The 21,894-nt window shown below is 60.0% G+C and carries 16 protein-coding genes and 1 pseudogene; all 17 read left to right on the top strand.

Features of this window, described 5'->3' with window-relative positions; genetic code table 11:
• Positions 1-1,695, top strand: coding sequence for an ABC transporter ATP-binding protein (locus NOX35_RS20585; RefSeq protein ID WP_371878499.1), 1,695 nt, complete (start codon positions 1-3; stop codon positions 1,693-1,695).
• On the top strand, positions 1,689-3,458 hold the full coding sequence (locus NOX35_RS20580; protein ID WP_182284044.1) for an ABC transporter ATP-binding protein: 1,770 nt from the start codon (positions 1,689-1,691) through the stop codon (positions 3,456-3,458). Before NOX35_RS20585 ends, NOX35_RS20580 begins: the two co-directional genes overlap by 7 nt.
• Positions 3,458-4,399, top strand: coding sequence for an ABC transporter permease (locus NOX35_RS20575; RefSeq protein WP_182284042.1), 942 nt, complete (start codon positions 3,458-3,460; stop codon positions 4,397-4,399). Before NOX35_RS20580 ends, NOX35_RS20575 begins: the two co-directional genes overlap by 1 nt.
• Positions 4,399-5,355, top strand: coding sequence for an iron chelate uptake ABC transporter family permease subunit (locus tag NOX35_RS20570; protein WP_182284040.1), 957 nt, complete (start codon positions 4,399-4,401; stop codon positions 5,353-5,355). The genes NOX35_RS20575 and NOX35_RS20570 overlap by 1 nt, the downstream gene beginning before the upstream one ends.
• The gene (locus tag NOX35_RS20565) at positions 5,352-6,128 is read left to right on the top strand and encodes an ABC transporter ATP-binding protein (RefSeq protein ID WP_182284038.1); all 777 of its coding nucleotides are present in this window, start codon (positions 5,352-5,354) and stop codon (positions 6,126-6,128) included. The genes NOX35_RS20570 and NOX35_RS20565 overlap by 4 nt, the downstream gene beginning before the upstream one ends.
• A complete protein-coding gene (locus tag NOX35_RS20560; protein WP_182284036.1) occupies positions 6,125-7,066 on the top strand; it encodes a siderophore ABC transporter substrate-binding protein in 942 nt (313 codons plus the stop codon). Before NOX35_RS20565 ends, NOX35_RS20560 begins: the two co-directional genes overlap by 4 nt.
• Positions 7,067-7,164: 98 nt before the next feature.
• Entirely contained in the window at positions 7,165-9,369 is a 2,205-nt protein-coding gene (locus NOX35_RS20555; protein WP_305881696.1) for a TonB-dependent siderophore receptor, read from the top strand.
• Between the two features lie 292 nt (positions 9,370-9,661).
• A complete protein-coding gene (locus tag NOX35_RS20550) occupies positions 9,662-10,141 on the top strand; it encodes a sigma-70 family RNA polymerase sigma factor (RefSeq protein WP_182284033.1) in 480 nt (159 codons plus the stop codon).
• 1 nt (position 10,142) lies between these two features.
• Positions 10,143-10,238 (top strand): annotated as a pseudogene (locus tag NOX35_RS20545) (iron dicitrate transport regulator FecR); the annotation flags it as partial.
• A gap of 177 nt (positions 10,239-10,415) precedes the next feature.
• Positions 10,416-11,096, top strand: coding sequence for a FecR domain-containing protein (locus tag NOX35_RS20540; RefSeq protein ID WP_232538273.1), 681 nt, complete (start codon positions 10,416-10,418; stop codon positions 11,094-11,096).
• Between the two features lie 266 nt (positions 11,097-11,362).
• Positions 11,363-13,780: a TonB-dependent receptor gene (locus NOX35_RS20535; RefSeq protein ID WP_256494548.1), complete on the top strand. Its 2,418-nt coding sequence runs from the start codon at positions 11,363-11,365 to the stop codon at positions 13,778-13,780.
• Between the two features lie 398 nt (positions 13,781-14,178).
• Positions 14,179-14,817 carry a Crp/Fnr family transcriptional regulator gene (locus NOX35_RS20530; protein ID WP_256494547.1) on the top strand — a complete coding sequence of 213 codons (639 nt, stop codon included), beginning with the start codon at positions 14,179-14,181 and terminating at the stop codon, positions 14,815-14,817.
• 248 nt (positions 14,818-15,065) lie between these two features.
• Positions 15,066-17,141, top strand: coding sequence for a diguanylate cyclase domain-containing protein (locus NOX35_RS20525; protein WP_182284025.1), 2,076 nt, complete (start codon positions 15,066-15,068; stop codon positions 17,139-17,141).
• Between the two features lie 155 nt (positions 17,142-17,296).
• Positions 17,297-18,229: a LysR family transcriptional regulator gene (locus tag NOX35_RS20520; RefSeq protein WP_003067150.1), complete on the top strand. Its 933-nt coding sequence runs from the start codon at positions 17,297-17,299 to the stop codon at positions 18,227-18,229.
• 76 nt (positions 18,230-18,305) lie between these two features.
• Positions 18,306-19,865: an ABC transporter ATP-binding protein gene (locus NOX35_RS20515; RefSeq protein ID WP_182284023.1), complete on the top strand. Its 1,560-nt coding sequence runs from the start codon at positions 18,306-18,308 to the stop codon at positions 19,863-19,865.
• A complete protein-coding gene (locus tag NOX35_RS20510) occupies positions 19,858-20,952 on the top strand; it encodes an ABC transporter permease (RefSeq protein WP_182284021.1) in 1,095 nt (364 codons plus the stop codon). Before NOX35_RS20515 ends, NOX35_RS20510 begins: the two co-directional genes overlap by 8 nt.
• Positions 20,953-20,955: 3 nt before the next feature.
• Positions 20,956-21,876 carry an ABC transporter permease gene (locus NOX35_RS20505; protein ID WP_003073332.1) on the top strand — a complete coding sequence of 307 codons (921 nt, stop codon included), beginning with the start codon at positions 20,956-20,958 and terminating at the stop codon, positions 21,874-21,876.
• Positions 21,877-21,894 lie beyond the last annotated feature (18 nt).

Genomic DNA, 21,894 nt, shown 5'->3' with positions numbered 1-21,894 from the left:
ATGCTCGCTGGTCTGAGCGCTGCGGTTGGCACCATGTTCACGCTGGTGCCACTGGCGGTCATCGCGCATATCGTCAAGCAAGCCTTGCTTGATGACTTGGGTGGCATATGGGTCAGCATCGCTGTCGGAGTGCTGTGCATGTTCGTGGGCATGGGTTTGGTGATCGTCGCCGAGCTGATCGCGCATCTGGCAGACAACCGTCTCACTTACGATCTGCGCATTGCTGTAATCAAGCGGCTATCGCAAGTGCCTCTGGGCTGGTTCACAGCCCGCGCCTCGGGGGAGGTCAAGCAGGCACTGCAGGACGATATCGCGACGCTGCACAGCCTGACCGCGCATTTCTATACCGCCGTGGGGCGTGCGGCCGGGGCGATTGTGATTGCAGTGATTTATCTGTTTGTGCTGGATTGGCGCATGGCGATCTTTGCGCTGCTGCCATTTCCCGGATTCTTCGTTTTTCTCCAGCGCGCAATGAAAGCCAGCAATGCTCACATGCAGGAGTTCGTTGCACGGCTTGGGCGGATCAACAGCGCTACGGTGGAGTTCGCGGGCGGGATTCCGGTCATCAAGGCTTTTGGTGGTGCGAGTCCGGTCCACGCCGGTTACAGAGATGCCGTGGATGGATTTGCCAGTGCATTTACGGATTTCACTCGCCCACTGGTGATCTCCATGGCCCGTGCGCATGCATTGATTGCGCCTGTGACCGTTCTCGGTGTGGTGCTGGCTTCTGGCGCTGCGTTTGTCGCCATGGGCTGGATGCAGCCTCTTGATGTATTGCCGTTCGCACTTGTCGCGCCCGGTATTTGTGCGCCGCTTTTGCTGTTGCATACCTTGCTGCATGACCTGCAGGGTGCAACCGGTGCGGCCCAGCGCGTGCTGGCATTGCTGGACACTCCGGTGCTGCCGCAACCGGCGCCGGGGCAGCCATCGCATCCTGAAGGCAATGCCGTGCGTTTCGAGCAAGTGGGTTATGCGTATGCGGCAGAGCATCGGGTGCTGTCCGGGATCAGCTTCGACATGCAGCCCGGCACCGTCACGGCCGTGGTCGGCCCTTCGGGTTCCGGAAAATCCACGCTGGCACGTTTGCTGCTGCGGTTTTTCGATCCCGCACAAGGGCGCATCACTCTGGGTGGAGTCGATTTGCGGCAGATCACCAGCACCGCCCTGTATCAACGCATTGGCTTTGTGCTGCAGGAAGTGCAGCTGATTCACGCCAGTGTGCGCGAGAACATTGCGCTGGCCCGTCCATCGGCCACTATTGAGGAAATCGAGGCCGCAGCCCGCGCAGCCCACATCCACGATCGCATTCTGGCGCTGCCGCGTGGCTACGACTCCGTGGTGGGCGAGGATGCGCAGCTCTCCGGTGGGGAACGCCAGCGCCTGAGCATTGCCCGGGCAGTGCTGCTGAATCCGCCCATTCTCGTGCTGGATGAAGCTACCGCATCTGCAGACGTGGAAAGCGAAGCCTTCATTCAGGACGCACTTTCTCGCTTTGCACGCGGGCGCACCTTGCTGGTGATTGCACACAGGCTCGACACCATCGTGCATGCGGATCGCATTCTGGTGCTGCGCGATGGAGAGATCGTGGAGCAGGGCAGACATGCGCAACTGCTGGCTGAGGACGGCCTCTATGCGCGGCTGTGGCAGCTTGGTGCTTATGCCGGCCCGATGCCAAAGGGTGAGCTGCCATGCTGAAGACCTTTTTGAAGTTGCTGGGTGATGATGCACGCCTGCTGCGCCGCTACGCATGGATGGCTGTTGCCTACGGTGTGCTGTGCGGTCTGACGATGGCGGCGCTGCAGCCGTTGCTGACGCATTGGTTGCAAGGTGACTGGCGTGCAGCCATGGGCTGGCTATGCGCGCTGCTGGTGGGTGTGCTGCTGTCATGGATTGCCAGACGCGTAGTGGAGCAGGCGGGCATCCGTGTCGGCGTGGCGGTTCTGCAAAGCGGACGCCATCGCCTGGGCCTCCATATGGCGAGCCTGCCCATAGGCTGGTATACGCCGAAAAATACCGCGCGCATTGGCCATGTGGTGACGCAGGGGATGATGGGCATTGCGCAATTGCCAGCGCATGTTTTCACTCCACTCATCAGTGGTGCGGCCACGGCTTTGATCGTGTTGATTGCACTTCTGGTTGTGAGTCCGGTCCTGGGGCTGACCGCGCTGTTTGCGCTGCCATTGCTTGCAGGATCGTTCGCATTGACATCGTCCATGTCGGCACGCGCCAATACAGCTTTCCAGCGTGACTTTGCCCAAGCCAGTCAGCGTGTGGTGGAGTTCGCACAGGCCCAATCCGTGCTGCGCGCGTTCAGCGGCGATGGCCGCAGCGCGCGCTTTCTGGAGCAGGCCATCACCGAGCAACGTCAATCCGGACTGCGGCTGGTGGTGTTGTCATCGCTGTCCTCCGTATTCTGTGTATGGACCGTGCAGCTGATCTTTGCCGTGCTGCTGGTGGTCGCGATATCCGGTTTGAACGCAGCATCCGGTGGCTCCTTGTCCACAGCGGGAATCATTGCCTTGACGGTTGCGTTATTGCTTGTGGTGCGTTTTATCGAGCCCTTGCAGGAAATTGCCGGCTATGCAGAAGTGCTTAGGAGTGCAGGTTCGCAGCTGCAAGCAGTGCAGGAGCTATTTGCCGTGCAGCCGTTGCCGCAAGCGAAGCAGGCAGCTCTTGTCGGCGATTCTTCCGTGGAGTTGCGTGATGTGCGGTTTCGATATCCCGGGTCTGCAGATGAAGTGCTGCACGGTGTGAGCTTGCATGTGCCGCCGCGCAGCATGACGGCGCTGATAGGAGCATCTGGTTCCGGCAAGTCCACGGTGATGCGGTTGATTGCCCGCTTCTTCGATACCACGCAGGGCGAGGTCTTGATCGCAGGCGTGGATGTCCGTGACATTGGTGATGCGCAACTGGCCGGGCAAATCAGTCAGATCTTTCAGGAAAGCTATCTGCTTTGCGGCAGCATTGCCGACAACATCCGCATTGGCAAATCGGACGCCAGCGATACGCAAGTTCTGCAAGCTGCGCAGCAGGCCGGACTTGATGAAGTCATTGCGCGATTGCCGGACGGGGTGCTGACGATGGTGGGCGAAAACGGAGCACGTCTTTCCGGAGGCGAACGCCAGCGCATAGCGATTGCCCGGGCCTTGATCAAGGAGTCCCCCATCCTGCTGGTGGACGAAGCCACTGCTGCGCTGGACGCAGAAAACCAGTCCATCATCGCTCAAACACTTGCACGGCTGAAGGGGCAGCGCACGCTCATCGTGATCGCACACCAGCTCTCCACCATTGCCATGGCCGATCAGATTGTGGTGCTGGAAGGTGGCGGCGTTGTAGAGAGCGGAGCACCTGCGCAGCTAAAGGAAAGGCAGGGGCGCTATGCCCAGTTTCTTGCACGAAGCCGCGCTGCCAAAGGCTGGCGCATGGACGCAGTGCAGATGTCCGGGGATGCCGTGTGATGCGCAAGCGTTGGTTGCTGGTGTTCGCTGTGCTGTGCGTGCTGTCCGTTCTGCTGGGCGCGCGGCAGATGGTGTGGTCGGATCTGCTTTCATTCTCCGGTGATGCCTGGCTCACCCTGACTGCAAGCCGCTTGCCGCGTTTGGCGGCGCTGGTGCTTACGGGGACGGGTCTGTCGGTGTGCGGCGTGATCCTGCAGCACATCGTGCGCAACAAGTTTGTGGAGCCGGGCACCACAGGGGGGCTGGATGCGGCCAAGCTCGGTATCTTGGTGGCGCTGACCGTGATGCCTGCTGCGGGCACCATGAGCCGGATGCTGTTTGCGCTGGTGTTCTGCCTGATGGCAAGCCTGCTGTTCATCGCCGTGATCCGGCGCATCCAGTTTCGCAATCTGGTGCTGGTGCCCGTGGTCGGTCTGATGTACGGCAGCGTGCTCACCTCCATTGCCGAGTTCTATGCATACAGCCACAACATCCTGCAAAGCATGCAGGGCTGGTTGCTGGGCGACTTTTCCCGCGTGGTGCAAGGCCATTACGAGATCCTCTACATCATTTTGCCGGTGGTGATGCTGGCCTATCTATATGCGCACCGCTTCACTGTGCTGGGCATGGGTGAAGACATGGCCACGAGTCTGGGCCTGGGTTATGCAGCCACGGCCATCGTCGGTTTGGTGCTGGTGGCCTTGACGGTTTCTGCCACGGTGATTGCCGTGGGGGCGATTCCTTTTGTGGGCCTTGTTGTGCCCCAGCTGGTTGCCATGCGCTGTGGTGAGAACTTGCGACGCACATTGCCACTGGTGGCTTTGGGAGGTGCATCCCTGCTGCTGGCCTGCGACATCGCGGGCCGCTTGGTGATGTACCCGTTCGAGGTGCCCATCGGCCTTACTGCCGGTGCAGTGGGCGGTGTGATGTTCCTGGCGCTGATTGTGCGGGGTCTTCGCTGATGCGCATATCGTCGACCAAGACCTGCTGGCTCGCAGCGCTGTCGATTGCGCTCCTGGCGCTTGCTTTTGTGCTGCTGGGCTCCGGACTGGATATGGATTATGTGATCCCCAAGCGCCTTGTACGCCTTGCGTCGATTGTCATTGGCGGCATCTGCGTGGCTGTGTCGGCCATAGTGTTTCAGGCGCTGGTGAACAACCGCATTCTGACGCCCTCCATCATGGGTTACGAGGCCGTGTATCTGCTGTGGCAAGCCATGCTGCTGTTGCTGCTGGGTACACATGGCTTGAGCATGCCTGGCGTACACGGGAATTTCCTCGTCTCCGTGCTGTTGATGCTGACCTACTCCTGGGCACTTCAATGGTGGCTGTTGCGCCGCGGACGCAATGATGTCTATGTGCTGCTGCTGCTCGGTCTGGTGCTGACCATGGTGATCGGTACGTTCACCCAGTTTGTGCAGTTGCGCATCAGCCCCGGTGAGTTTGCAGTGTTTCAGGGCGTGAGCTACACATCCTTCAATCGTGCCAAGCCAGAGACTTTGCTCTATGCCGCCATTGCAGTGGCGGTCGCCTGCGTCGTGGTCCGCAAGACGTTGCCGGTGCTGGATGTGCTGGCCCTGGGGCGTGAGCAGGCCATTTCTCTGGGCGTGCCGCATGGCAGGTATTTGCAGCTCTACCTGGCGTTGATCGCCATTTTGGTGGCGCTGTCCACCAGCCTTGTTGGGCCCACGGCCTTCATGGGCATCTTTGTGGCCAACATCGTCTATGCCCTGGTGCCGCATGCACGCCACCGCGTCACGCTGCCGCTGGGGTGTGCGGTTGCCATTGCCATTTTTCTTGTCGCTCAACTGCTGGTGGAGCATGTTTTCAACTACAAGACCACCGTCAGCATTCTGGTGAATCTGGTGTGCGGTGTGTATTTCCTGGCACTGATTGTGCGCAAGCGGGGTGCAGCATGATAGGTGTCAACCATCTTTGCAAACAATATGGCGGCAGGGCGGTGTTGTCAGACGTGAGCGTGGAGTTTCCTGCTCAGCGCGTCACATCGCTGATCGGACCCAATGGTGCGGGGAAGTCCACGCTGCTCATGCTGATGGCGCGCTTGCTGGAGCCCAGCAGCGGTGAGATTCAGTGGCAGGCCCGTGAGGTCAGCCGAATTCCCGTTGCCGAATACGCACGGCATGTTGCCACGCTGCGTCAGGCCCCCGGCTTCAATATGCGCCTGACTGTGGAAGAGCTGGTCGCTTTTGGGCGTTTCCCGCATAGCCGTGGCGCGCTGACTGTTCAGGATCGCCGAGCCATGGATGAGGCAATCGCCTTTCTGTCTTTGGAGCCGCTGCGTCACGCTTTCATCGATGAGATCAGTGGCGGCCAGCGGCAGATGGCATTTCTCGCAATGACGATTGCGCAGCAGACAGATGTGCTGCTGCTTGACGAGCCACTCAACAACCTCGACATGAGGCATGCCGTACAGATCATGCGCGCGCTGCGTCGTCTCTGCGACGAACAGGGCCGCACCGTGATTCTGGTGATTCACGACATCAACTTTGCGGTCAATTACTCGGACCACATAGTCGCGCTCAAGAACGGAGCACTGCGCTTTTGCGGCCCCGCTCGGGACGTGGTGACCGAGACCCGCATGGCCGATCTGTACGAGCTGGATTTCGAGATCACGCGCAATCAGCGTGGCTGTTTCTGCAATTACTTCACATCCAGGGAGGATCACCCATGAATTCGTTGCGCAGGCAACTCCTGCTCTCTGCTTGCGGCATGGCGGCTTTGTCCTCCGCGCCCCGCATGGCTCACGCCTATGAACCTATTTCCATCCACCACAAGCTGGGTACCACGCTTATCAAGCGTCTGCCGCAGCGTGTGGCGGCACTGGAGATGAACGAGGTGGACTTCCTCGATCAGCTTGGCGTGCCCGTTGCGGGAATGGTGAAGGACTACGTTCCCCATTTCCTTGCCAAATACAAGGGCGACGCCAAGGTGCAGGATCTCGGCGCCATCGTACAGCCCAATCTGGAGCGTGTGCACGCGCTGCGGCCGGATCTCATCCTGATGACATCGCTGCAGGCCGGCAAATACGAGGAACTGGCTGAAATTGCTCCTGCCTTGTACTACGAGGTGGACTTCAAGAACAGCGAGAAGGGACATATCGAAGTCGTCAAGAATCATCTGCTGACCCTGGGCCGAATATTCAAAAGGGAAGGGCTTGCCAGCGCCAAGGCTGCCGAGCTGGATGCACAGGTTCAGCAGGTGCGGCGCATCACGCAAGGTCGACCAGAGCGGGCCATGATCGTGTTGCACAACAACGGAGCGTTCAGCTCCTTCGGTCTGCAATCGCGTTACGGCTTTGTGTTCAGCGCGCTGGGTGTGAAGCCCGCAAGCTCTGCGCTGGAAACCAGTCTGCATGGGCAACCCATCTCCAGCGAATTCATCCAGCAGGCGGATCCGGAGATCCTGTATGTGGTGGATCGCACCGCGGTGATGGAGCGCCGCCCCGTCATCAATGCCGATGGCATTGCCAATCCCTTGCTGCGCCAGACCAAGGCCTGGAAGAACGGGCGCGTGGTGTTTGTCGATGCAGATGCCTGGTACACCACGGGCGCCAGCCCAAGCTCACTGAAGCTGTTGTTTAGCGATGTGCTCAAGGGCTATTCGCGCTGATTGCTTCTCTCTTTGTCGTAGCCAGGTTCATACCCAGCCAGCAGTTCTATTCAGCATGCGGCGCACAAACGCCATGCATATATCGACAGGAATCGGGTATGCCCAAGAACCCAGGTCTACTTTCACTCAACTCTCTGACGACTCCTCCATTTGCGTGCCGACGCAGCGTGATGTGCCCCTATGTGCTGCTGGGACTGGCCATGGGCAGTCAGCTGGCGGGAGCGGCGCATGCCCAAGTGCAGACCAGCGAGGCCGAGGCCACGCTGCCACAGGTCATCGTGCAAGAAAAAATTGCTCCCGTCACTGCTCCCTATGCGGGAGGCCAGGTCAATTCCGGCGGTCGTGTCGGCCTGTTGGGGGACAAGGACTTCATGGAGACGCCCTTCAACACGATCAGCTATACCGATAAGTTCACGCAGGATCGTCAGGCGCAGACCATTACCGATGTGATCTCTGCCACCGATCCCACGGTGTTCAGCAATGGGGTTGCAGCGTCATGGAGCGAGAATTACTCGATTCGCGGCTTCTCTTCCGGCAGCTCCGACATGACGCTGGGCGGTCTCTATGGCATGGCTCCCTACTACCGCACCACGCCAGAGATGTTCGAGCGCATCGAAGTGCTCAAAGGACCGTCCGCATTGCTCAATGGCATGCCCCCTGGAGGATCGGTAGGGGGCTCCGTCAACCTGGTTCCCAAACGCGCTGCCAGCGACCCCATCACGCGGCTGACCACTACCTATATGTCGGATTCGCAGTTTGGCGGCCATATTGATCTGGGACGCAGGTTTGGCGCAGACAAGCAGTTCGGCATCCGCTTCAATGGTGTTTACCGTGGAGGTGAAGGGGCGGTAAACCAGCAGGACAAGAAATCCAGGCTGGCATCGCTGGGCCTTGACTGGCGCGGCGACCGAGCCCGGATTTCCGCCGACTTCTACTCCAGCGATGACCGCGTGAACGGCGTGATACGCGGCATCAATCTGGCTCCGGATGTGGCCGTTCCAAGGCCACCCAAGCCTGAGACCTTGCTGAACCCCAACTGGTCGCATGTGCACAACCAGGACAAGGCTGCGATGGTGCGCGGTGAATTCGATGTGAGCGATCAGGTAATGGCCTATGTGGCCTTCGGCGTCAGCAAAACCGACTATGAATACAACGGGGCGACGTCGGCTCGGGTGTTCAACGCGGCGGGCGATTTCAAGACAGCCATGGGACAACTGGCCTTTGAGCAGAAAAAGCGTTCGGCCGAAATTGGTCTCAAGGGAAGGCTCCAAACCGGAGCCATCAAGCATGAATGGGCGCTCAATGCAACGCACTATGCTCACAAGCAGGACGACTATGGTCGCCGCAGCGTGCCGGGTGCAGACTGGACCACAAACCTCTACAACCCGATCTGGGGGCCGGAAGCGCCCTTTGTTGCACCGCATATCTCGCACACCGAGGTGCGCCTGGCCAGCTACGGTCTGGCGGACACCATGTCATTTGCCGAAGATCGCGTGCAACTCACCCTGGGTATGCGCCGCCAGCAAGTGGTCAGCGACGCCTTCAACATCGGCACGGGGGCGCGCACCTCGCGTTATGACCAGAGCGCGACATCGCCTGCTGCTGCATTGCTGTTCAGGGCGACAGAACATGTTTCGGCCTATGCCAATTACATCGAAGGCCTGAGTCAGGGCGCAACCGCGCCAATGACTGCGGCGAATGCGGGCGAAGTATTTGCGCCTTACAAGACCAAGCAGAAAGAAGTGGGTGTCAAACTTGATCTTGGGGAATTCGCGCACACGCTCAGTCTGTTCGAGATCACACGTCCCAGCAGCTATACGGACCCGGTCACCAATATCTTCTCGTTCGGCGGAGAGCAGCGCAATCGAGGCATCGAATGGGGTTTCTGGGGATCACCGCTGCGTGGCGTACGCATGATGGGCGGGATTGCCTATACCGCCCCCAAGCTGACGCAGACCGCAGGCGGCGTCAATCAGGGCAAAGTCGCCACGGGTGTCCCCAAGCTGCAGGGAAAATTGGGTGCTGAATGGGATGTTCCTGCCATTCCGGGGCTGACTGTGACGGGTAATGCAACGGCGGTGTCCAAGCAATATATCAGTGCGGACAACAGCCTTTGGGCGGCAGGTCGTGTGACCTACGACCTCGGTGCACGCTATGCAGCCAAGGTTGCCGGCAACCCTGTCACGTTTCGCGCGACGCTGCTGAACGTTTCCAACAAGGCCTATTGGGGCATGCCACTGCTGTCCAGCTTGGCACTGGGGGCGCCACGCACGCTTGCGCTGTCGGCAACGATTGACTTCTGACGCGGGTGTGCTGGAGTTCGCAGGCAGGTCTCTGGCCTCCAGGTCGACGACGCTCCAGCTAATTCCGAGCAGAGATGGATCCGAGATCCTTTGACGGCGGCTGCGCAGTTGATGCATCTGCGCGACCGCTTTTCATGGCTGCAATGACGCTTGGCCGGGCCGGGCGGAGGGCAGCGGGGTTTTCAATAAGTGAGAATGGGTATCATTTATGTAGAATCGTTGCATTTCCAATGCACGAGAGACTTCGGTGCCTACTCACGCCAACAGCATCGCCAGTGAAGCACTTGACAGCATGTACACACTGCACAACCGCTGGCTGATCTCCTGGCTGCAGCGCAAGCTTGGTAACCGCTATGATGCGGCAGACATCGCGCAGGACACATTCACGCGCATTTGGACAACTGCCAGAACGCAAGCAATCGAAGACATCAGAGAACCCAGGGCTTATCTGACAACCGTTGCCAGGCGATTGATGATCAATCACCTGGAACGCCGCTCGCTCGAACAGGCATATCTTGCCTCCTTGCAGCTATTGCCTGAAGCCACCGCGCTCTCCGCAGAGGCTCGAGCCATCTTGCGGGAGACCCTGGAGGAGCTGGATGCATTGCTGGGAGCGCTTCCAGCGAAAGTTCGCACTGCATTCCTACTTTCACAGCTCGAAGGGCTTGCTTATGAGGAGATCGCCACGCAGATGCAGGTAAGCGTGCGTACGGTCACCCGCTATATGGCACAGGGCTTTCGGCAATGTCTGCGCGTGATGCTGGGTGCCTGAAATGAGTGCAATCGATGCAAGCATTCTCGATGAGGCCGCTCAATGGCTGGCTCGCCGGCATGCATCGGACTTCAGCGAAGCAGAGCAGGCGGAGCTTGCCCGATGGCGCAGCCTCAGTGCAACTCACGAGGAAATCTGGCAACGCATAGAGCAACTGAAATTCCGAATGGATAGTGTTCCCTCGGCAGTTGGCATGGCTGTTCTGGATCGTCCACGTGCTGCAGGAAATCGCCGGCAGATTCTGCGTGCATCGGCACTCGCTCTGGCAACTCCAATGCTTGGCTGGTTCTCCTACCGCTATCTGCCATGGCGCACCTGGAATGCGGACTTCAGAACAGCAACAGGCGAAAGACGCGAACTGACATTGGCTGACAACAGTCAGGTGCTGCTGAATACAGCTTCCGCAATAAGCGTTCAGTTCGATGGCATAGAACGTCTGATCCAGCATCTTGCAGGTGAGATTCTGGTGGAAACCGCACACCTGAGCGAATACAGGACTTTGCCCTTTGTCGTCCAGACTGCCGATGGGCGGCTGCAGGCACTGGGCACCAAATTCATCGTTCGAAAGCATGCACGGAGCACGACGCTGTCAGTGCTGCAAGGAGCGGTGCAGGTAATGCCTGCGGATTCCAGGCAATCCCTTGTCGTGCAGGCTGGCGAGCAAGTGAGCTTCGATGCTCACAAGGTGGGGGCTCTCACCGCGCTGCCATCCCACGCCGATGCCTGGACTCAGGGGGTGCTGTATGCCGAGAACATGCGTTTGGCTGATTTCCTGGAGGAGTTGCAGCGCTATCGCGAAGGAATCCTGCGCTGCGATCCCAGTGCTGCTGAGCTGCTCGTGTCCGGCACATTCCATTTGCGCGATACAGATCGCATTCTCGAGTTGCTGGCTCGGACCCTGCCAATCCATAGGCAGCAGCGCACCCGTTACTGGATAACCGTCACGCGTTCCTGAAGTTTTTCAGTGTCAGGTTCTCGCATGCCGTCCTCCGAAATTCAGGCCGGAGCGATGACTCTTTTAAATTGCTGTCCTGTTTTTCAATCTCGCCTGTCAAGTGCATCAAGACCCGTTTATTGACAGCCAAGAGGATTGAGCAAATGCCCGAAAAGTACGTCCGGAAACTCAACAGGAACGACAAAGCGACGCGAGTGCGCCCGGTCGCAACGGCAGTCGGAGGAATTCTTGTTGCCATCGTCGGCACAGCCGCTATCGGTTTACACATGCCAGCGGCTTTTGCTGCAGATACGGTTACCAGTCCCGCGCAGAAGTCCTATCAGGTGGCCGCTGGCCCACTCGGTCCCGCGCTGATGGACTTTGCAGCTCAGGCGGGCATCAATCTGGGCATGGATCTGAGCAAGCTCAAGGACAAGCGTACCCCCGGCCTGTCTGGTTTCCACACCGTCGATGGCGGTTTTGCACATTTGCTGGAAAGCTCGGGACTGAGTGCGCGTCGTCTAGGTGAAGGCAACTATGCACTGGAAGTCCCGGGGACCACCAAGGCATCCATCGAACAAAAGAGCAGTGCTTCCGTGCCCGCCCGTGGCCAAGGCTCTCCGGAGCTGGCCGCCGTTACGGTGACGGCACGTACCCAGAATAATCTCGTTGCACCGTCCCGGCAGGTCAGTATTCTCGAAGCCGAAGAAGTTCAGCAACTTCGGCAAGGCTCCGACAGTCTGGCAACCATGCTCAGCAAAGTCGTCCCAGGGATGGCAGATTCCAGCCACACAATCACCGACTATGGGCAGACTCTGCGCGGCCGGAACATGCTTATCCTTGTGGACGGGGTTCCACTGAACACCAATCGCGACTCATCCAGAAACCTTGCCAACATCAATCCTGCGGACATCGAGCAGATCGAGGTGCTTCGCGGCAGCAGTGCCATCTACGGCAGCGGCGCAGCAGGCGGCATCATCTCTGTGCGTACCAAACGTCCCTCGGGCGAGACCAAAGCAGAGACCATAGTGACGGGATCTGCACCGCTGTCCAGACTCAGAGGCGCCGGACTTGGAGCCGAAGTCCAGCACTATCTTTCTGGCGGCGGCGATGTGGTCGACTATTCCGTCAGCCTGGGCGCCAAGCATGTCGGAGGCTCATTCGATGCCAAGGGGCGCCGCATTGCACCCGAGCCCAGCCAGGGAGACTTGTTCGACTCCGATATTTACAACGCGTCCGCCAAGATCGGCTTCAAGCTGGACGAAAATCAACGGCTTCAATTCTCCGCGAGCCACTACAACGCCAGCCAGGACACCGACTATGCATCCGATCCCTCGGTGGCCCGCTTGCCCGCAGGTACGGCTGCAGCCAGGCCTATCAAGGGCTTGGTACTTGCAGATCAAAACCAGATCAAGAACACCATGCTGGGTCTTGACTATGAGAACCGCGATCTCGCAGGCAGCGCCGTGGCAGCTCAACTCTATTACCGGGATTTCTATACGCGCTTTGCGCCCTTCGACGCACGCGCCGTTCCCGTGCGAGGCGCCAACGTCGATCAGTCCATGCAGAACTCCGATGTGTCTGGTGGTCGCCTGACCATCAAAACACCTCTAGGACAAGAGAAGAACACCTTGCTGATCTGGGGAGCGGACTTCAATCACGAGCGCACCGACATGCCGATCGATATCTTTGATCCCAAGGCCTATGACGCCAGTGGAGGTCTGGTGTTCAACAAGATTGGCCGCTTGATCTATATGCCTCAGGTCACGACCAGGAGCATTGGCGCCTTTGCCCAGTTGCAACACAAATTCAGCGATCAGTGGTCTGTGGAGGGCGGGGCGCGCTACGACCGGGCTCAGGCCAGCTTCAACGACTTCACCCCTTTGTCGCAATCGAAATTGCCCAGTCCCCAGTCCGTCTCTGGCGGTACCGTTAAATATGGCTCATGGTCTTACAACCTGGGCACGGTTTTTGCACCTGTCAAGGGACACGAGTTCTATGCGTCCTTCAGCCAGGGCTTTGAGCTGCCGGATATCGGGGTCGTGGTACGCAATGCCACAGCGGGCTTCAACATCGGCAACTCCAACCTGCATGCAGTCAAAACAGATACCGTAGAAGTCGGTTGGCGCGGGAAGTTTTCCAACGTCATTGCCAACCTGGGAGCCTTTCAATCGAGCTCCGACCTCGGCGCTGTGCAGAGCTTCAACAACGGACTCACGCTGCTGCGAACCAAAGAAAAAATCCGGGGTATCGAAGGTGGCCTCGACTACTTCAGCGACGATGACCGCTGGAGCAGCGGTGGCAGCATTACCTGGATGAAGGGTCGTGAACTCCCGCAGGGCTCAAGCCTTTATCAGGACATGACGGGCTATCGTATTCCGCCCCTCAAACTGACTGCCTATGTGGAATACCGTCCCGATGCCAGCTGGAGCCACCGCATCCAGGCAAGCACATATGCCTCCAAGGATTACCGCCTGGATGGCAAGACCAGCTTTGGGCGCCATGACACCAGGGGCTACACCACGGTGGACTTGATCAGCCAATGGAAAATCGATTCCAAGAACCGCGTATCGCTCGGTGTGGAAAACCTGCTCAACCGCAGCTACTTCCAGCTATACAGCCAGCTGCTTCGCAATAGCAACAACACCAGCCGCCTGCCTGCAGCGGGCGCGGTATTGCGAGTCAGCTATGCACACACTTGGTAGATGCGCGTCATACCAGCCGATCGAAGAATGGCGATGATTTGCGACAGTAGCGCCTGATCTGATTGGGCTGTCTTGACGTAGGGGTACTGCGGCTACTGCTGCCATATTTCGATCAGCGCTCCCTGAGGGGCTGCTGCCTTTAGCTGGCTTCCTGCGTCCGGTAAGGAATGACAGCTATCGGCAATCCATGGTCGAGGGGCAAAAAGATGCTGCGATAGGAGGCGCCTGGACGAGTCTGTTTCCGGGGGCTGGGTTGTGTTTACGACCTTGTCGATCTGGAATATCGACTTGTCAGCTCCAAAGGGCCGCAGTTTCGACTGCGGCCCTTTTTGCTGGTCGGTCTGGCTTGTTGACTTGGCTCAATATGATCCGGGGCAAAGCCCGGCACAGTGTGGTGCATGTTTACCATGCCCTCCATGTCGCAAATCGCTTCCACGTTTGGGCAGCCTGAGAGCTTTGCTCCAGGCTCTTGGCTCAGGCAACGTCGCCAACCCCTCGATTCGGTGCTGTATCTGGAAAGCGGCAGCGTGATGCTCGGGGTCGGGCAGGATTCGGCCATGCGCCATCAACTGGGGCAGGTGGAAGGGTCGACCTGGCTGGATGCCGCTTTTGCGCTGCAGGAGCGTCCTTCCTGCCTCGATATGCAGGCGCAGACGGCTGGGCGCATCTACATCATTCCTCTGGCGCGCTTTCTAGGCTCTGTGGCGGAGCTTGCACCCGCCGTGCAGCACTTGCTCAAAGATCTGGCCAGGGCCTATTGCTCGCAGACCGAGCTGGCGGTCAGTCGCCTGGCTCAGGACGCCGAAGCTCGCTGCGCCCAGTGGCTGCTGAACCATGCGAGCCCGGGAGGAAATGGCAATGCCCTGCATGTCACCCTCAAGGCACGCAAACGTCTGATTGCAGCGCAACTGGGTATTGCGCCGGAGACATTCTCGCGCGTGCTCAGGCAGTTGCGAGAGCATGGGCTGATTGCCGGGCGAGGCAATGTGATTGAATTACCCAAGCCTGGCGCACTGGAGGTGCTGGCGCTCGGGTAAATACCGGGCCGGGTTGCAGGCCATGCAGCGCTTGGCTTCTGCTCTGAGAAGGAGCTTGCGGCGTAGCATTTGTCGACAATCTCCGGGGTTTCCTCTCGTTGGGTTGCAGACATCGGCTCTCTATATTGAGGCCCATGTCAGATGCTGTCTTCTCCCTGCAAGCAGAGCCGCCATGGGTTGCGCCGTCGCAGCCAGAGGAGGTAGCTGCCGCGCCACAGTCTGGGCGGATACGCAGAGGCCCAGGCCCCATGCTGCGCAGCATGGTGCTTGTTGCCATGATTGCAGTGCTGCTGGCAGGAGCTGGCGCTGCGGGCTGGGTGGCTTATTCCCTGCGTCGGGCGGTCATGGACGGAGCGCTGCCGGCGCAGACCAAGGCGTTGGAATACGCGGCTCGTTCGCTGGCCTTCAGAGTCGAGCAGCAGCAAAAGCCCCTGCATAGTCTGTCCTCTGTGCTGGCGGGCCATATGCATGACTCTCAGGAGTCACTGGAGGCCATGCTCAAGCAGCCCACATCCATGGCACAGCAGTATGAGCAACTTCAACTGGCTGATGGAAAAGGGCAGTTGCTGGTCAATCTGCATCAGGAGCAGGCGCTGGCCGCAGAACAGCTTGAAGAGCCGCTGCGCGAAGTGCTCAAGCGTTCGTTGGCAGAGGGCAAGCCTATCACCCAAGCCTGGGTGCGTCCCGGTGAAGCGGGCCTGCAGCTGGAGTTTCAGAATGTCGTGCCGGTGCGTGATCTGCAAGGCAAGTTGCAGGGCGTTCTTGGTGGCAGCTACCGGACGCCTTTGTCGGTGTTGTTTTCGCTGGAAGTCGCCTCTGCCGAAGCGGGTAGCCAGCTGCTGCTGATCGACCGTGACCTGCGTCCGCTGGCCCTCAGCAGCAAAGGGCAGTGGCAATTGCCCCCAGCCTTGGGCGATGCTGCGCTACCTCGAGGGCTGGATCAAGCTTGGCTCAAGACGGCCCAGACCGGTGCGGTCAGTGAGCAGAGAAATAGCCAGCTCTGGAGCGCCATGCCGCTGCCTTGGGCGCAATGGACTCTGCTGAAGGTCAGCAACGTTCAGGAATGGGTGCCGGGAGTCTCGGCCAAGATGATGGGCTGGCTGGCCACGGCCCTGCTGGTACTGGCTGGACTGCTTGGAGCGGTGCTTTGCCTGATCGCCTATCCGCTGACGGCCTTGTTCCGCTCTGCAGAGCAGGCTTCTCGACACGGGCTGATGCTGGAAGTGGACTTGGGCAGCCGGGGGGGCAACTGGTGGCATGGCCTGTCCGATCACGACTGGGGAGAGGCTCAGACCCTGCGCACTGCCTTGCAGGCCCTGGGTGGTGGATATGAGGCGCATGGCGAGCTGGAGCGTGATTTGCAGATGCAGTTGCAGACCTTGATGGACTATGCCCCCGTAGGTTTGATCGTGACGCATGGCTCGAAGGTGCAGCGTGTGGGCATGCAGGCAGCCAGAGTACTTGGCTATCAGCCTCAGGAAATGCAGGGCCTGGCTGTGCGTGATCTGTGTGCCAGCGATGCCGACTACGAGGATCTGATGGGGCGGATTCGGCGGGCTCTGGATACTTATGGACAGTTTGATAGCGAAGTCTGCCTGGTACGCAAGGATGCAAGGCCGATATGGGTGCGAATTCATGGTCAGAGCATGCAGCGCATGCACAGGGCCTGGGAGCAGTCGGGCAAGGCGCTGGATGGTCAATACCTGGTCTGGGAGCTGGAGGATGTGACCACGCAGCGGCAGTTGCGCGAGCAATCGAGCTGGAAAGCCATGCACGATCCCTTGACCCGCCTGCCCAACCGAACGGCGTTTGCTCTGCGGCTCAAGGAATGGCTGCGCGAATATACGACTCCCGACTATCTGGAGAACCTGGGAGGCGCGAATGTCATCGCCCGATCGCAGAGCGAGCCCAAGGCGCATGGCATCGTGCTGTATGTGGATCTGGACCACTTCTCTCAGGTCAATCGCCAGGGCGGGCGTGAAGTGGGTGACGAGGTGCTCGGCCATATCGCCCGGTTGATCGAATCAACAGTACGCCCTCATGGCTGGGTGGCCAGGGTTGGGGGCGATGAGTTTGCGATTCTCATGGCCGGAATCAGCCGTGAGGAGGGAATGCGCCATGCGCAACTGCTGTGCATGGCCATACAGGACTGGGAGGGCTCCTATCAGGGGCAGCGCTATATGTTGAGTGCCAGCATCGGCATGCTGTTGCTGGACGCCAGCTACCACACGGCGGCCAGCGCCTTCAAGGGGGCCGATATGGCCTGCTACGCAGCCAAGCGCAAAGGGCGCAACCGCGTGGAAGTGATGACTGCGGCGGTCTGAGCCGGATTGCGCATGCTGAATTCAGGGCAGATATGACAGCCTAGAGGGCAATCCCTTGGCTGCTCAAAGGGGCTGACTGAGTTACGCTCTGCGGCTGCTTTGTATACAAAATGGATGAGGCTGGCCGTGCCAAAGCGCCCGGATGGCCGTGACCTATGCGTGACCAGACCTTGTTCGACAAGATAGATTTGCACCTGATCAGGGTGCTGCACACGGTGCTGACGGAGCGCAGCGTCTCCAGAGCAGCGCTGCGACTGGGCATGCACCAGCCGGCGGTGTCTGCCGCACTGCGGCGTCTGCGCGAGCTCGCTGGCGACCCTTTGCTGGTGCGTTCCGGGGCACAGATGCAGCCTACCGATGTGGGGCTGCGCATGGTGCAACCCTCGGCAGACATTCTGCGTGCAGCCGAAGGGCTGTTCAGCGATGCACGGCAGTTTGATCCGCGCACCTCGACTCGTACCTTCCGCATTGCGGCCAGCGACTATCTGGATCCCCAGTTCCTGCCGCGGCTGATGTCGGCCATGAAGGCGCAGGCCCCGCATTGCCCGGTGGACTTTCTGCCGCTGAGCGCCGAGGCGCATTACGAGGGACAACTGGCCGATGGCGAGATCGACGTCGTCATCGGAAACTGGCCGCAGCCACCGGAAGGCCTGCACATGGCCAAGCTGTTCGAGGACGAGGTGGTCTGTCTGGTCAGTCCCAAGCATCCGGCAGTGCGCAGGGGCTGGGATGTACAGCAATGGCTGCAGGCCGAGCATATTGCGCCGACCCCGGCCTATCCCGGTGCCCTGGGCGTGATAGACGAACAGTTGGCAGGCATGGGTTTGAGCCGCCAGGTGGTGGCACGCTGCGCGCATTTCAGTCTGATTCCCGACATGGTGGCATCAAGCTTGCTTGTCATGACCTCGGGCAGATTGTTCTGTGAGCGTTTCAGCGAACGTCTGTCCCTGGCCATACTGCCTTGCCCTGTGGAATTCCCTCCGCTGGTCTATTACCAGCTCTGGCATGCGCGTTCGCATGCCGGAGCCGCCACACGCTGGCTGCGAGAGGTGGTTCGCAACGTTGCACTAACGCTGCGAAATCAATAGCTTGTATCGTATTCCTGTTCAGCGCGTAGAGCCTGTTTGAGTCAATTTGTTATTTGAATTGAGAGACAATCCAGCGATGAATCCCCCCCCGACACATTCCCCATCTGCGAGTGCGCCTGCGCGTTTGCAGCTGGAGGGTATTACCAAGCGGTACCCGGCTGTGGTTGCAAACAGCAAGGTATCGCTGAAAGTTAAGCCCGGCGAGATCCACGCCATTCTGGGCGAAAACGGCGCTGGCAAGTCCACGCTGATGAAGATCATCTATGGTGCGGTCAAGCCTGACGAGGGAGCCATCCTGGTCGACGGCAAGCCGGTGCAGATCCGCAATCCGCAGGAAGCCCGGGCACTGGGCATTGCCATGGTGTTCCAGCATTTCAGCCTGTTCGACACGCTGACCGTGGCCGAGAACGTCTGGCTGGGCCTGGACAAGAGCATTGCACTGGCCAGGGTGATCGAGAACATTCAGGCCACGGCCCGTGATTACGGGCTGGAGGTGGACCCGCATCGTCCTGTACACACGCTTTCCGTCGGCGAAATGCAGCGCGTGGAAATCATCCGTGCCCTGCTGACCAATCCCCGCGTGCTGATTCTGGACGAGCCCACCTCGGTGCTCACGCCCCAGGCCGTGGAAATGCTGTTTGTGGTGTTGCGCCGCCTGGCCGCGGAAGGCTGCTCCATCCTCTACATCAGCCACAAGCTGCATGAAATCCGCTCGCTGTGCACGGCCTGTACGGTGTTGCGAGGTGGTGTGGTGACGGGGGAGTGCAACCCGGCCAACGAGACCAATGCTTCTCTGTCGCGCATGATGATCGGCTCGGAGCCGCCGGAGCTGGAGCACCGCAGTGCAAATACCGGCGATACCGTGCTGCGTGTGCAGGGCCTGTCGCTCAAAAGCCAGGACCCTTTCGGTGTCGATCTGCAGAGCATTGCGCTGCAGGTGCGTGCGGGCGAAGTCGTCGGTATTGCGGGCGTCTCCGGCAACGGCCAGAAAGAGCTGATGTATGCGCTGTCCGGCGAGGACACGCGTTCCGAGGCAGAGGCCGTGCAGTTGCTGGGCAAAGGCGTGGGGCGTATGGGCCCGGGCAGGCGCCGTGGCATGGGTCTGCACTTTGTGCCAGAGGAGCGCCTGGGGCGTGGAGCCGTGCCCAGCATGGGTCTGGCCCACAACCTGTTGCTGACGCGCAAGACCGCAGTTGGCAAGGGCGGCTGGATTCGCATGGCGGCTCTGCAGGCGCAGGCGCGGGACATCATCGGTCGCTTCAACGTCAAGGCCGGCGGCCCGAATTCGGCCGCGCAGTCGCTGTCGGGAGGCAATCTGCAGAAGTTCATCGTGGGCCGTGAAATTGATGCCAAACCACGTCTGCTCATCATCTCTCAGCCCACCTGGGGGGTGGATGTGGGAGCTGCTGCGCAGATTCGGGGCGAGATTCTCAAGCTGCGCGACCAGGGTTGCGCCGTGCTGGTGGTCAGTGAGGAGTTGGACGAGTTGTTTGAGATTTGTGACCGCCTGCATGTGGTGGCCAAGGGCCGCCTGAGTCCATCGGTGGATAGAGCGGCTGCCACGGTGCAGCAGATAGGTGAATGGATGAGCGGCCTGTGGGATGCGGCGGTCGTGCAGGGAGGTGCCCATGCTTAAGCTGGAACCACGTCCCCAGGCGTCCAAGTTCTGGACCTATGGCTCGCCGATTCTGGCGTTGCTGATCACCGTGCTGGTCGGGGTCTGCCTGTTCGCCCTGCTGGGCAAGGATCCGGTCAAGGGCTTGCAGGCCTTTTTCTGGGAACCCATCAAATCGGGCTATGCCTTGGGCGAGTTGGCTGTCAAGGCCACGCCCTTGTTGCTGATTGCACTGGGGCTGGCCGTATGCTTTCGCTCCAATGTCTGGAATATTGGTGCCGAAGGTCAGTTCGTCATCGGGGCGGTGGCTGCAGGCGGCATTGCCTTGCTGGCCGACAAGACCACAGGTCCCTGGATCGTGCCAGCCATCCTGATCGCCGGCATGCTGGGCGGCATGCTCTGGGCGGGCATCGTGGCCTTGCTGCGCGACCGCTTCAACGCCAACGAAATTCTGGTCAGCCTGATGCTGGTCTATGTGGGCACGCTGGTGCTGGGCTATCTGGTCTATGGTCCCTGGAAGGACCCCATGGGATACAACTTTCCGCAGACCAAGAGCTTTGAGCGTGTTACCCAGATTCCTCGGCTGGTGCAGGGCATGCGCATGAATATCGGCGTCATCATCTCGTTGGTGGGAGCTGGTCTGCTGTGGGCGTTCCTGTTTCGCACGCGTGCGGGTTTCGCCTTGCAAGTCGGCGGCCTGGCGCCATCGGCGGCACGCTATGCCGGTTTTTCCTCGCGCAAGGCACTGTGGACGGCGCTGCTGATTTCCGGCGCCACAGCCGGTCTGGCGGGAGCGCTGGAAGTCGCTGGCCCTCTGGGTCAGCTCACGCCCTATGTGCCCGCCGGCTACGGCTTTGCGGCCATCATCGTGGCCTTTGTGGGGCGCCTGCATCCTGTGGGCATGATTTTCTCGGCCATTCTCATGAGCATGTTTTATATCGGTGGCGAGCTGGCGCAGTCGCGCCTGGGCCTGCCCAAGGCGCTGACAGGCGTCTTCCAGGGTCTGCTGCTGTTCGCGCTGCTGGCCTGCGACACGCTGGTGGCCTACCGCATCCGCTGGGCGGCGAAAAAAGCCAGTAGCGTCATTTCTGCAGTGAAGGGAGCCTGATCCATGGAATCCTATGCACTGCTGCTGGGCTCCACCCTCAGCGCCGGCACTGTTCTGGCGCTGGCGGCCCTGGGCCTGTTGATCAATGAAAAATCGGGCATCGTCAATCTCGGTGCCGAGGGCATGATGCTCTGCGCTGCCATTGCGGGTTTTGCCGCTACCGTACACACCGGCAACACCTGGATGGGCTTTGGTGCGGGCATGCTGGCAGGGGCCTTGCTGGCCGCCATCTTCGGGGGACTGGTGATCTGGTTCAACACCAATCAGTATGCAACCGGTCTTGCGCTTTCGCTGTTCGGCGCGGGCTTCTCGGCTTTCGTGGGCCTGGGCTATGTACAGGCCAAGCTGCCTGAGCTACCCAAGTACTCCATCCCGGGCCTGGCAGATCTGCCGCTCGTGGGCCCGGCCTTGTTCACGCTGCACCCGCTGGTATATGGCGCCATCGTGCTGGCCGCCTTGATGGTCTGGTTTCTCTACCGCACGCGTGCGGGCCTGGTGTTGCGTTCGGTCGGCGAGTCGCCCTCGTCAGCCCATGCCCTGGGCTATCCTGTGCGCCGCATCCGTCTGATGGCCGTGATGTTTGGCGGTGCCATGTGCGGTCTGGCGGGTGCCTTCATCTCGGTGGTCTACACGCCGCTGTGGGTGGAGAACATGGTGTCGGGTCGAGGCTGGATCGCGTTGGCGCTGACGACTTTTGCGACCTGGCGACCAGCCCGCGTCCTGCTGGGCGCCTATCTGTTTGGCGGCGTGACCATGTTGCAGTTCCATCTGCAGGCCACCGGAGTTCAGGTGCCCAGCCAGATTCTGTCCATGCTGCCGTATCTGGCCACCATCGTGGTGCTGGTGCTGATCTCGCGCAATCCGACCTGGATTCGGGCCAATATGCCGGCCTCCCTGGGAAAACCCTTCTACCCTGGAGCGTGATGCCCAAATGTGGTGCAA

The sequence above is a fragment of the Comamonas sp. C11 genome, from assembly GCF_024496285.1.
GTDB lineage: Bacteria > Pseudomonadota > Gammaproteobacteria > Burkholderiales > Burkholderiaceae_C > Comamonas > Comamonas testosteroni_F.
Note: the sequence above shows the minus strand (reverse complement) of the source record. Positions and strands in the feature narration are given on the sequence as shown.